This is a genomic window from Pedobacter roseus (assembly GCF_014395225.1).
GTDB lineage: Bacteria > Bacteroidota > Bacteroidia > Sphingobacteriales > Sphingobacteriaceae > Pedobacter > Pedobacter roseus.
In genome coordinates this window covers 5,375,589-5,388,246 of the sequence record NZ_CP060723.1, presented here as the reverse complement: position 1 = coordinate 5,388,246, position 12,658 = coordinate 5,375,589, and the positions used below count along the sequence as shown (strand labels likewise).

At 36.3% G+C, this 12,658-nt stretch carries 9 protein-coding genes; 7 read left to right on the top strand and 2 right to left on the bottom strand.

The features are described 5' to 3' along the window. The first annotated feature begins 2 nt into the window (after positions 1 to 2). The 3 genes from H9L23_RS22195 to H9L23_RS22185 all read left to right on the top strand — a co-directional run bounded on the left by H9L23_RS22195 (position 3) and on the right by H9L23_RS22185 (position 5,689). On the top strand, positions 3 to 1,865 hold the full coding sequence (locus H9L23_RS22195) for an ABC-F family ATP-binding cassette domain-containing protein (RefSeq protein WP_187592363.1): 1,863 nt from the start codon (positions 3 to 5) through the stop codon (positions 1,863 to 1,865). A gap of 199 nt (positions 1,866 to 2,064) precedes the next feature. Beyond that, positions 2,065 to 3,927 (top strand): tRNA uridine-5-carboxymethylaminomethyl(34) synthesis enzyme MnmG, encoded by a 1,863-nt coding sequence (mnmG, locus tag H9L23_RS22190; protein ID WP_187592362.1) that lies wholly within the window; start codon positions 2,065 to 2,067, stop codon positions 3,925 to 3,927. Positions 3,928 to 4,048: 121 nt separating this feature from the next. Continuing rightward, the gene (locus H9L23_RS22185; RefSeq protein ID WP_187592361.1) at positions 4,049 to 5,689 is read left to right on the top strand and encodes an Ig-like domain-containing protein; all 1,641 of its coding nucleotides are present in this window, start codon (positions 4,049 to 4,051) and stop codon (positions 5,687 to 5,689) included. A gap of 95 nt (positions 5,690 to 5,784) precedes the next feature. Here the strand turns inward: H9L23_RS22185 and H9L23_RS22180 are convergent, their stop codons facing one another. After that, on the bottom strand, positions 5,785 to 6,297 hold the full coding sequence (locus H9L23_RS22180) for a gamma carbonic anhydrase family protein (RefSeq protein WP_187592360.1): 513 nt from the start codon (positions 6,295 to 6,297) through the stop codon (positions 5,785 to 5,787). Between the two features lie 70 nt (positions 6,298 to 6,367). Continuing rightward, the gene (gene nadB, locus H9L23_RS22175; RefSeq protein ID WP_187592359.1) at positions 6,368 to 7,954 is read right to left on the bottom strand and encodes an L-aspartate oxidase; all 1,587 of its coding nucleotides are present in this window, start codon (positions 7,952 to 7,954) and stop codon (positions 6,368 to 6,370) included. 450 nt (positions 7,955 to 8,404) lie between these two features. On the opposite strand from nadB, the gene nadA reads away from it, so the two are divergent. The 4 genes from nadA to H9L23_RS22155 all read left to right on the top strand — a co-directional run bounded on the left by nadA (position 8,405) and on the right by H9L23_RS22155 (position 12,595). Then, positions 8,405 to 9,403, top strand: a complete 999-nt coding sequence (gene nadA / locus H9L23_RS22170; RefSeq protein WP_138819280.1) for a quinolinate synthase NadA — start codon at positions 8,405 to 8,407, stop codon at positions 9,401 to 9,403. A 36-nt stretch (positions 9,404 to 9,439) separates the two neighbouring features. Next, entirely contained in the window at positions 9,440 to 10,678 is a 1,239-nt protein-coding gene (locus tag H9L23_RS22165; protein ID WP_187592358.1) for a dicarboxylate/amino acid:cation symporter, read from the top strand. 162 nt (positions 10,679 to 10,840) lie between these two features. Beyond that, positions 10,841 to 11,881 carry a thiamine-phosphate kinase gene (gene thiL, locus H9L23_RS22160; protein WP_187592357.1) on the top strand — a complete coding sequence of 347 codons (1,041 nt, stop codon included), beginning with the start codon at positions 10,841 to 10,843 and terminating at the stop codon, positions 11,879 to 11,881. A 75-nt stretch (positions 11,882 to 11,956) separates the two neighbouring features. Beyond that, positions 11,957 to 12,595, top strand: a complete 639-nt coding sequence (locus H9L23_RS22155; protein ID WP_187592356.1) for an outer membrane beta-barrel protein — start codon at positions 11,957 to 11,959, stop codon at positions 12,593 to 12,595. Positions 12,596 to 12,658 lie beyond the last annotated feature (63 nt).

Genomic DNA, 12,658 nt, shown 5'->3' with positions numbered 1-12,658 from the left:
AATTGAGCACACTAATTGCGGCAGAAGGCTTGGGACATGGTTATCATGACGAATGGCTATTTAAGAATTTAACCTTAGGCATTAACTCTGGTCAGCGCGTAGCGTTGGTTGGTATTAATGGTGCGGGTAAGAGTACACTTTTGAAATTACTAGCAGAAAGGTTCCCTCCGCTTGAAGGTAAAATTGTAAAAAATAAAGCTGTTAAAATTGGCTTTTTAGATCAGGAACCCCAGTTTACCGAAGGTTATTCCATTAGTGATCATATTTTTTCTCTGGAAAATAAACAACAACAGTTGATTAAGGAATATGAGGAGTTAATTGAAGATCCAAATCCGGATGAGAAAACGCTTAACCGTTTGTATGAAGAGTTAAGCGAACATAATGCATGGGAATATGAGCATGAGATCAAGACCATTTTAAATAGAATGGGCATCACTCATCTTCAGCAGAAAATTGCTACTCTATCTGGCGGACAAAAAAAACGTTTAGCCCTGGCCAAACTTTTAATTGAAGATCCAGAGATTTTAGTACTTGATGAGCCTACCAACCATTTAGATATTGATACCATTGAATGGCTCGAAAAATTATTAACCACCGGGCAAAAAACTATTCTATTGGTTACTCACGACAGGTACTTTTTAGATAACGTGTGTAATACCATTGTGGAACTGGACAGAGGCAAAATTTTCAATTATAATGGAAACTATGCTTATTACTTAGAAAAGAAATCAGAAAGAGAAGCGTTAGACGCCACAGTTCAGCATAAGAACCAGCAGCTACTGAAGAAAGAATTGGAGTGGATGAGGCGAATGCCACAGGCTCGTGGAACTAAATCTAACGCTAGAATCAATGCTTTCTATGATTTAGAAGAAAAAACAAAGAAAAAGTCTGACAATCAGAGCATTAGCCTTCAAATGAAGATGTCTCGTCAGGGCGGGAAAATTATTGAAGTAGAACATATTGCAAAAGCATTTGATGGCCGCCCTATCATTAACGATTTTAGTTATACTTTTAAAAAAGGGGACCGTATTGGTTTGGCAGGAAAAAATGGAACAGGAAAATCCACTCTTTTAAATATCATCACCAGTCAACTTAAACCAGATGCAGGAACAGTTGATACTGGTGAAACAACAGTTTTTGGTTATTATAAACAAGGCGGTTTAACTTTCGATCCAAAAGAAAGGGTAATTGATATTGTAAAATCAGATGCCGAATATATTAAAATGGCAGATGGTTCAGTGATCACTGCCTCTGCCCTATTAACCTTATTTCTCTTCCCACCAAAGAAACAACATGGCATGGTTGAGAAATTAAGCGGTGGCGAAAAGAAACGTTTAAACCTGATGAAGGTGTTGATGCAAAATCCAAACTTCTTAATACTGGATGAGCCAACAAACGATTTGGATATTGATACACTAAATGTATTGGAAGAATTTTTAGAAAACTTCCCGGGCATATTAATGCTGGTTTCTCACGACAGGTACCTGCTCGACAAAATGAGCGATCAGTTATTTATCATGGAAGGCGAAGGTGTAGTTAAAATTTACAACGGGAATTATTCAGAATACCGTTTAAGTTTAGATCAGCCAAAAACTAAACCAGAAACCAGGAAAACCCCTACTCCAGTTGTAGAACAAGCGCCAGTTAAAATTGCAAAAAAGTTAAGTTTCAAGGAACAAAAAGAACTTGATCATAGTGAAAAAGCAATGGAAGAGACAGAAGCTAAAATAGCTTTATTGAATGAAAGTTTGATTAAAGTTGATGCGACTGACTATGTTAAAATTCAGGAAATTTCAAGTGATATTGAAAAATTACAAGCTAAGTTGGATGAATATACCATGCGTTGGCTAGAGCTTTCAGAATAGAATACAAAGCAATTCTATCCTGTTTTTCACGTTATGTTTCACGTGGAACATAAGTTAATTATAAATTGATTATCATCCTGAACGTAGTCGAAGAGCTAATAGATAATATTAAAGTAGAGCGTCTTATTATGATCCTGTTGACCATAATGCGCTAATTAATAAAATTGTTCCACGTGGAACATTAAAGAAATATAATAAAATGTTTTCAAAATACGATTTGATTGTTGTTGGCGCAGGTCATGCAGGCTGTGAAGCTGCTGCTGCTGCTGCTAACTTAGGATCATCTGTTTTACTTATCACAATGAATATGGGCACTATTGCCCAAATGAGTTGTAACCCTGCTATGGGCGGTGTAGCTAAAGGACAAATTGTTCGGGAGGTTGATGCCCTGGGTGGATATTCGGGTATTATATCAGATAAATCCACCATCCAGTTCAGGATGCTTAATAAATCAAAAGGTCCTGCTATGTGGAGTCCAAGGGCTCAGATAGATCGGATGCGCTTTGCTGAAGAATGGAGATTAGCATTAGAAAACACGCCTAATGTAGATATTTGGCAAGACAGTGTAGTGAGTTTATTAGTTAAAGATAATACCGTATATGGCGTAAAAACATCTTTAGGAATAGAGATCGAAAGCACAGCAGTAGTACTAACTAATGGAACTTTCCTTAATGGAATTATCCATATCGGAGAAAAGAAATTCGGTGGAGGTAGAACTGCAGAGCGCTCTTCAACGGGAATTACCGAGCAATTGGTAGAACTAGGTATGGAAGCCGGTAGAATGAAAACAGGTACTCCCCCACGTGTTGATGGAAGAAGTTTGGATTATTCTAAAATGGAAGAGCAATGGGGTGATGAAGATAGAAGCAAATTTTCGTTCACCGACACTCCTGTTACAACCGATCAACGTTGTTGCTGGATTACGTATACAAATAGCGAAGTACATGAAACTTTGAAAGAAGGATTCGAAAAATCGCCAATGTTTACTGGTCGTATTAAAGGTTTAGGTCCGAGATATTGTCCTTCTATTGAAGATAAAATTAACCGTTTTGCAGAACGTGACAGGCACCAGATTTTTGTTGAACCAGAAGGATGGAACACCTGCGAAATTTATGTAAATGGATTTTCTACTTCGCTTCCTGAGGATGTACAATTTAAAGCGCTTAGATTAATACCAGGTTTTGAGCAAGCGAAAATGTTCAGACCAGGTTATGCCATTGAATACGATTTCTTTCCACCTACCCAATTATCTTTAACGCTAGAAACTAAATTGATCAGTAATTTATTTTTAGCAGGACAGATTAATGGAACTACTGGTTATGAAGAAGCAGCTTGTCAAGGTTTCATGGCTGGTATAAATGCGCACCAAAAAATTCATGATAAACATGAGTTGATCATGAAAAGATCTGATAGTTATATTGGTGTTTTGATAGACGACCTGGTTACCAAAGGAACCGAAGAACCATACCGCATGTTTACCTCACGAGCAGAACATCGTTTATTATTAAGACAAGATAATGCTGATATCCGTCTCTCCCCTATTGGTCATGAATTAGGATTAATATCTGATGAACGTTTAGAAAAGGTAAATCAAAAAATTGCAAATGCTGAAGCATTGGTGAAATTCACCAGGAATCAGGGTATAGAAATGGCAGATGCAAATCCAATGCTTGAAAGTTTAAGATCAAGCGCTTTAAATCAAAACGTAAAAATCCATAGCTTAGTAGGAAGACCTCACGTTGGTTTGCAAGATCTGATTAAAGTGAGTAAACCTCTTGCTGAAGCGACCAAAGATTTAGATAATGAAACCATCGAGCAGGCTGAAATCAAAATTAAATACGAAAGTTATTTTGAGAAAGAAAATGAGATTGTAGCAAAAATGCTGAAAATGGAAGACAAAGAAATCAAACCAGATTTTGATTACAATAAAATTGTTTCCATTTCAAAAGAGGCACGTGAAAAATTATTTAAGATCAAACCACGTACTTTAGGGCAAGCATCAAGGATTTCAGGTGTCTCACCTTCAGATATATCAGTTTTGATGGTTTACATCAATAAGTAACTGATTATCAGTATTTTAACAAAATAAAATTAGACTTTAAATAAATCGATATAAAGCAATAAAAAGATTTTTTAATGTTAGAGTTCCAAAAAGTGTACAAATTCGTCAGAACGTTTAAAATATGCCAAATTTGAAAGATCAGTATTTTAACTTAAAAAATTTAGCGGTTCTAGTAACCACGCTCCTATTTTATGGTTGTGCGAGTATCCAAACCCCACAAGGTGGACCAAAAGATACGAAGCCACCAAAAGTTTTAAGTATGACGCCAAAAAATCAAACGAGGAATTTTAACGCCAAAAAAATCACGATCGAGTTTGATGAATATTTTAATATCAAAGATGAGTTTAAAGAATTTTCGATTTCTCCTGATCAGGAAAAACTTCCGGTTTTAAAGAAGCGTCAAAAAAAACTGGAAATTGTACTTCAGGATTCTTTGGAAAAAAATACTACCTATACTTTAAACTTTGGAAAATCAATAGCCGATGTAAACGAAGGTAATGTGGTTAAAAATTTATCTTATGTTTTCTCAACTGGTCCGGATATAGATTCTTTATCCATCAGTGGCAAGGTCATTAATTCGCTGAGCGACGAACCAGAAAAAGATGCAACCGTATTTATTCTTCCATTAGAAAGAGATACTATTTTTGGAAAGAGACGTCCATCAATATACACTACTACAGATAGCGCGGGAACCTATAAATTAAACAACTTAAGAAAAGGTACCTATAAAGTTTACGCCATTAAGGAAAGTAGCGGCGGTGGTGATAAAATTTATCAGCAGATTTCGGATGAAGTAGGTTTCATTAAAGAGCCTGTGGTGATCGATAAAAACCTGGATAACATTAACCTTCAAATTTTTAAGGAATTAGCCCCAGAATTTCGCGTGGTTGATCGAAAACTGAACAATGATGGAAGTATATCAATTATTTTCAATCAGCAGCTTAAAAGCCCTAAAATTACGGTTATGGATCCACCGGCAGTTGACGTTGGAAAGTATGTACACTACACCAAGAATAATGATACTGCCAAAATATGGTTGAAAGACCTGAGTTTTGATTCGGTTAAAGTGGCGGTTCAGGATCAGGGTAAAGTATTGCAGACTTTAAATTTTACCCGTGGTAAAAAAGATACCTATACCCGTGATGTAACTATAGCAGATAACCTCTCTGGAGGTAAGTTAAATCCGTTTCAGCAATTAACCCTGACTTTCCCATTTCCAATGACTGGTGCAGATCCTTCCAAGATCACGCTATTAGAAGATTCCGTAAAACGTACCAATTTCGAACTGATAAAAGACAGTGTAGATCAACAGAAATACTACATCAAATATCCCTGGAAAACCAAAAGAACTTACGACCTAAAATTAGGTGCAGGTGCATTTACAGCTATATTTAACGCGAAAAATAAAGATGTACCCAAGAAATTTACACTTGAGAATTCAGATGCCTATACTACACTGGCCTTAAATGTTACTGTACCAGATACCGCAAAAAACTATATTGTACAATTTCTTAACGAGAAAAAAGATGTTATTAAATCGTATCCAATAAGCAAAAATTCAAAGATTCTATTTTCTAAATACCCTGCCGGAAAATACATGCTCAGGGTAGTTTACGACGATAATAAAAACGGAATATGGGATACTGGAAGTGTTAAAGGTGGTTACCAGCCCGAAAAAGTTTGGTATTTAAAAGCTTTAATGGATTTAAAACCGAACTGGGAGCGGGAAGATCCATTGGTGATACCACCGCCAACTCCTTAGAAAAATCCATCATCCCGACTGGAACGCAGTAAAATGGAGAGATCTATCTCAAAACAGATTTCTCCATTCCGTTTTACTTCAGTCGAAATGACCACCTAAGTAGTAAACCAACCCGAATACATAATATAATTGTCAGGTAATTTATTTAATAAAGCCCTTTGCTCTTCAGTAATGGGCTTTATTTTTTTTGCAGGTGTACCCGCATATAAATAACCAGTTTCGCATATCGTATTCTCCAAAACCACAGATCCAGCAGCTATAATACAATATTCTTCAATAATGGCATGATCCATTACTATAGCCCCCATCCCTATTAAAACGTTATCCTGTACGGTACAACCATGTACAATAGCATTGTGCCCTAAAGATACGCGATTACCGATGTGTGTTGAGGCTTTTAAGTACGTAGCATGAATTACCGCACCATCCTGGATGTTCGATTCATTTCCGATCGTAATGGCGTTTACATCGCCTCTAATCACGGCATTAAACCACACTGAACATTTATCACCAATCACCACATCACCAACAATGGTGGCATTTTCGGCAATGAAATTATCTTTTCCTATTTCAGGATATTTATTTTTTACGGGCAGTATTAAAGGCATAATATAATGTAAGAGGGTTTGATGGAATGGACGATGTGTAAAAGTCCCCTTAAGGGGATTTAACGTTGGGTTAAAAAACAGTATCTACCAGTTCTTTAGCATGTTCCGGATAATCGGTAGTATAATGTAATCCCCTACTCTCTTTCCTTTGCATCGCCGACTTAATCACCAGATAAGCCGTTTGAATGACGTTCCGTAGTTCGCAAAGTTTAACCGAAACCTTATTTTTTTTATAAAATTCTTCTGTTTCCTGGTAAATTAAAAATAAACGGCGATGTGCCCTTTCTAAACGAAAATCAGAGCGTACAATGCCTACATAATCTCCCATAACCTTTTGCAGCTCTCGCAGGTTATGTGTTACCAATACATCTTCATTACTTTGGGTAACGCCTTTGGAGTCCCACTCCGGAATATGATCGGGAATTACATTATTTTTAAAGTTCTCGATAGCATCCTGATAAATGCGGTGAGCAAAAACGGTAGCTTCCAGTAACGAATTGGAAGCCAAACGGTTAGCACCATGTAAACCAGTTGAAGAACATTCTCCACAGGCATATAAATTTTTTATGGAAGAACGACCATATTCATCAACCAGGATACCACCACACATATAATGCGATGCTGGTGTAACCGGGATATAATCTTTTGTCATATCGATCCCAATTGACAAACATTTCGCGTATATATTGGGGAAATGCTTTAATATATCTGCTTTACTACGCATGGTAATGTCCAGATACACAAATTCATCACCAGATTTTTTCATTTCATTATCTACTGCACGAGCCACAATATCACGCGGCGCCAAGGATTTACGCTCATCGTACTCTTGCATAAATTCTTCACCATTTTTACGCCTTAAAACGCCACCAAAACCCCTAACCGCTTCGGAAATTAAAAACGATGGATACTCTCCGGGATGATATAAAGCCGTTGGATGGAACTGTATAAACTCCATATTCCTCACTTTTCCTTTAGCACGGTAAACCATTGCCATACCGTCACCTGTTGCAATAACCGGATTTGTTGTGGCCGAATACACATGTCCGGCACCACCCGATGCCATCACAGTAACATTTGCCACAATCTTTTCCACATCGTTAAGCTCTGTGTTAAAGGCATATATCCCATAACAGTTAATATCTTCGGTACGTTTATCAACAAATTCACCCAGATGATGCTGGGTAATTAACTCCAACGCAAAGTAATGTGTTAATATCTCTATGTTGCTATTCTCATGTATTTCATTTAGCAACACCCGCTCTATCTCATATCCGGTGATATCTTTATAGTGTAAAACACGGTGTTCAGAGTGACCACCCTCCTTAGCCAGATCATAAAAACCAGAGTTATCCTTATCGAAATTTATACCATAGTCAATGATCTCCTGGATACGCTGAGGTCCCTCTTTTACAACTATTTCCACAATTTTTTCGTCGCATAATCCATCACCGGCAATCAGTGTATCTTCGATATGTTTTTCAAAAGAATCACCTTTATCCACCACAACTGCAACACCACCCTGGGCGTATTTTGTATTCGATTCGTCTTCGTTAGACTTCGTAACAATTAAAACCTTACCAAACTTTGCAGCTTTAAGTGCAAAACTCAAACCCGCTATACCTGAGCCGATTACCAGAAAATCTACTTTCCTCATTAATAAAATCATTTACTTTATCCACGATGTTAACAACTAGTTAATAAATGTTAACTCCATGTCTAAATTATCCTAACAAATAAATTTGAATGTTTAAAGCTACTCTAAAAACACAATTTGCCACAATCTTTTGCGCAATTTTTAAGCAGCTTTATACAAGTAATTAACTTTTTACCCACTTATAAACAATTAACATTCCAGTATTGATAAAAATTGAACCGATTTTCGATAACCCTGAAAATCAAACTTATGATATTACAAAAATGTAATCTAAATGTTAGTAAACGATTAACAACTTATATAAAAGAAAGAATTTTCTGAACTTGCCAACATTATTAACACACTAATAAACAAACAAGATTTATTTATTTAAAATAACTTATTAATTATTGAGACGTGGAAAGCTTTATCTTTGACCAACGTCAAAATTCAAAAAAGGAAAATTTTAAAATGAACATAGATGTCTTAGAAGAAATCAACAAAAAAGGTTTCGCAGAAGAAGAAATTGATCCTACACTCGATCTTTTTGCAGAGATTGAGAAATTAAAAAAGGAAAAGAATGCCATTATCCTGGCTCATTATTACCAAGAACCTGATATACAGGATATTGCGGATTATATAGGTGATAGTTTGGGGTTATCGCAGGAAGCTGCAAAAACGGATGCTGATGTAATTGTGTTTGCTGGCGTGCATTTTATGGCCGAAACGGCAAAGATTTTATCGCCCAATAAAACGGTTTTATTGCCTGATGTAAAAGCAGGATGCTCATTAGCAGATAGTTGCCCACCGCATTTATTTAGAAAATTTAAGGAAAAATATCCGGATCACCTGGTAATCACCTACGTAAACTGCACAGCCGAATTAAAAGCTTTAAGTGATATTGTTTGTACAAGTACCAATGCGGTGCAGATTGTAGAGAGTTTACCTAAAGATCAAAAAATCATTTTTGGTCCGGATCGTAACTTAGGTGCTTACGTAGCGAAAAAAACAGGTAGGGATTTGGTATTGTGGAATGGTGCCTGCATGGTTCATGAAATTTTTTCGCAGGAAAAAATTACAAAACTGAAAGAACGCCACCCAAATGCCAAATTTATTGCGCACCCGGAATGTGAAGAAGTGGTTTTGAAAATGGCTGATTACATTGGTTCTACCACCGGTTTGTTAAAATATACCATCACCAATCCGGCTACAGAATTTATTGTGGCTACCGAAAGTGGGATTATTCACCAGATGGAAAAAGCAAATCCGACAAAAACGTTTATACCAGCACCACCTAATAACAGCTGTGCTTGTAACGATTGTCCGTATATGAAAAGAAATACTTTAGAAAAACTATATTTATGTATTAAAAATGGTTTGCCTGAGGTAACTGTTCCTGAGCATATTATTGAACAGGCGCGTAAACCGATTCAAAGAATGCTTGATATTTCTGCTGAACTGGGGTTGTAAAATCTATCAAACCTTAAAGGTTTATTTAAATTATTAATGGAAAAAAACAACATCCTTAAAAATTATTCAGGCTTATTATGGCTTTTGGCAGGTATTACTGTAGGGAGCATAGTGGGGTTAATTTTTGGGAAAAGTGTTGAAAGTATAAAACCCCTGGGTGATATATTTTTGAACCTGTTGTTTACTGCCGTTGTTCCCTTGGTGTTTTTTGCAGTTTCATCTGCCATTGCAAATATCGATCGAAGTAAAAAACTCGGGAGATTATTAACCGTGATGGTTTTAGTTTTCCTGGCCACCATATTAATTTCTGCAGTTTTGACATTGGTAGCCACTTGGATTTTTCCGATACATCAACAATTGGGAAATGCAACAATACCGTTAGAACCAGAAAAAATTCAATCATTTGGAGAACAAATGACCCAACTTTTAACCGTTGGAGAATTTTTTGAGATCGGTAGCAGGAAAAATATGCTGGCACTGATTATTTTTTCAGTTTTAGTGGGATTTTCTACACTATATGCAGAAAAAGAGGGTGATGGATTTAAAAAATTTCTCGTTTCTGGTAACGAAGTGATGAAAAAACTCATCATTTTGATCATGAAACTGGGTCCGATAGGTTTAGGTGCCTATTTTGCCTATCAGGTTGGGGTATTTGGTCCACAGCTTTTTGGTACTTATGCAAAAGCTTTAGGTTTGTATTATGGTGTTGGGGCATTTTATTTTATTGTTTTTTTCACTTTATATGCTTTTGTAGCTGGTGGATTTAAAGCCATAAAAGTATTCTGGAAAAATAATATTGTACCTTCTTTAACTTCTATCGGAACCTGTAGTAGCATTGCCACTATTCCTGCAAATTTGGAAGGGACTACAAAAATGGGAGTACCGGCTTACATCACCAATGTAACGATTCCTTTAGGATCGACATTGCATAAAGATGGTTCGAGCATTAGTTCCATTATAAAAATAGCCGTTGTTTTTGCCATTTTTGGTAAAGATTTGGTACATGTTGATACCATTATTTTAGCCTTGGGCATTACGGTTTTGGTGAGTATAGTAGAGGGTGGAATACCAAACGGAGGATATATTGGCGAACTATTAATGATTTCGGCTTACCAACTGCCACCAGAAGCTTTACCACCTGCCATGATTATAGGAACATTGGTCGATCCAATGGCTACTTTGTTAAATGCCACCGGTGATAATGTTGCGGCCATGTTGATTGCCAGATTTACCGAGGGTAAAAATTGGATGGAAAGTAAGGATTTGTCATCCTGACGAAGAAAGGATCTGTTTGCTAAGAAGCAATGGCTTGAAGTCGGGCAATGATTCTTCGCTATACTCAGCATGACAAATAATTTTAAAAATAAAAAATAAGGGCTTTGCCCTTTAGAAATGTATAATTATTAATAAAAGCCCCTTAAGGGGTTTGGGGTGAATATGTTTGAAAATAAAGAGCGTACAGATATTAATGAATTAGGTGAGTTTGGGTTAATTAAACACCTAACTACTAATTTTAAAATTAAAAACGATTATTCGGTAAAAGGTGTGGGCGATGATGCAGCCGTTTTGGATGCCAAAGGAAAACAGACCTTAATTTCGACTGATTTGTTATTGGAGGGAATCCACTTCGATTTAGCTTATGTGCCCTTAATGCACCTGGGTTACAAAGCAGTACAGGTAAACCTGAGTGATATTTATGCGATGAATGGAAAAGCCAGTCAGATTACGGTTTCGCTGGGTTTATCAAGTAAATTTCCATTAGAGGCTGTTGAAGAAATTTATAAAGGTATTGAGCTGGCTTGTAACAAATACAATATTGATTTAATTGGTGGCGATACTTCTTCAAGTAAACAAGGTTTAGTGATCAGTATTACCAGTATTGGTTATGCAGACGCTGATAAAGTAGTATACAGAAATGGTGCACAGGAACATGATTTACTTTGTGTTTCAGGTGATTTGGGCGGCGCTTATTTAGGCCTGCAGATTCTGGAAAGGGAGAAATTAATCTACCTGGAAAATCCTCAGATCCAACCAGATCTGGAAGGAAAAGATTACATCATAGAAAGGCAGTTGAAACCTGAGGCCCGGATGGATATTGTTGCACTTTTGGATGACCTGAACATCAAACCAACTTCAATGATAGATGTTTCAGATGGTTTAGCTTCAGAGATTCTGCATCTGGCAGAACAGTCTGATAAAGGAATGACTATTTATGAAGAGAAAATTCCTTTAGATCCAATGACTTATGAAACAGCCCGTGAGCTAGGTTTAGATCCAACGGTTTGTGCCTTAAGTGGTGGCGAAGATTATGAATTGTTGTTTACCATCAGTCAGGAAGATTATAAAAAGCTGAAACATGATGTAGATATCACTGTGATTGGTCATGTTACCGATAAAAATTCGGGCTGTAAAATGGTTTCTAAATCAGAAAAAGTACATGAGCTAAAAGCCCAGGGCTGGAACGCTTTTAATAAATAAAATAAAGGGTTGTTTATTTTTAACGCCGCTGGCAAAAAAGTTGACAACCCTTTTCCCTCTCATTTTTAACGCTTCATGAAAAAAATAATAACGCTCTTATTTATTTTCTTTACACTTGCTTCTAATGCTCAAAGTAATAAGGAAATCGTATCTGTAAAATTTGGATATGGCTCCACAAATGTGGTTGTTAAAGAGGCTAATTCTCCAACTTTAAATCTATTTGGTTACAGTTTTTCAAGCGGAAATACTTTTGTTGGAGAGGGAATTGAACTGGGTTTATCAAAATCCATTAATTCCAGCTTATTTGTCGAATTGGGATTTTCTAATTTCAAAGGCGCTGATTTAATTTATAAAATTAATAGTTACGAAAGAACCTATAAGCTAAAAGGTTTTCAGGTACCTATTTCTGTTAATTATCTTTTTAGGAAAGAGGAAAAAAGATTACGAATTAATTTAGGTGCCGGATTACAGTATTTTAAATCAACATTAAATCAATTTGAGCGCTACGTTAATACCAATGATATTCAGGTAGAAAATCAGCCTGTAGGCATTGATATATCGGAAATACATTTTTTGTTTAGGCCTGGTTTACAATATAGGATAGTTGAGAATTTAACAGCAGCTTTTGTGGTTAAAGTTTCGTTATCTCCAAAAGGGAGATATACTGATAACCCCGCTATTTCAGTTAGATACACATTTATCACAAAGTGCTAAGTATTTAAAAATCAGTACTTTATTCAAGTAATAAAATATATAAAAAATCGTCCTGGGGATGTC

What these genes read in the sequence shown, in the direction of transcription:
- H9L23_RS22180 (WP_187592360.1), bottom strand. Translation starts at nt 6,297, where the DNA reads ATGCCTTTAATACTGCCCGTAAAAAATAAATATCCTGAAATAGGAAAA.
- H9L23_RS22155 (WP_187592356.1), top strand. Translation starts at nt 11,957, where the DNA reads ATGAAAAAAATAATAACGCTCTTATTTATTTTCTTTACACTTGCTTCT.
- nadB (WP_187592359.1), bottom strand. Translation starts at nt 7,954, where the DNA reads ATGAGGAAAGTAGATTTTCTGGTAATCGGCTCAGGTATAGCGGGTTTG.
- H9L23_RS22165 (WP_187592358.1), top strand. Translation starts at nt 9,440, where the DNA reads ATGGAAAAAAACAACATCCTTAAAAATTATTCAGGCTTATTATGGCTT.
- thiL (WP_187592357.1), top strand. Translation starts at nt 10,841, where the DNA reads ATGTTTGAAAATAAAGAGCGTACAGATATTAATGAATTAGGTGAGTTT.
- nadA (WP_138819280.1), top strand. Translation starts at nt 8,405, where the DNA reads ATGAACATAGATGTCTTAGAAGAAATCAACAAAAAAGGTTTCGCAGAA.
- H9L23_RS22185 (WP_187592361.1), top strand. Translation starts at nt 4,049, where the DNA reads ATGCCAAATTTGAAAGATCAGTATTTTAACTTAAAAAATTTAGCGGTT.
- mnmG (WP_187592362.1), top strand. Translation starts at nt 2,065, where the DNA reads ATGTTTTCAAAATACGATTTGATTGTTGTTGGCGCAGGTCATGCAGGC.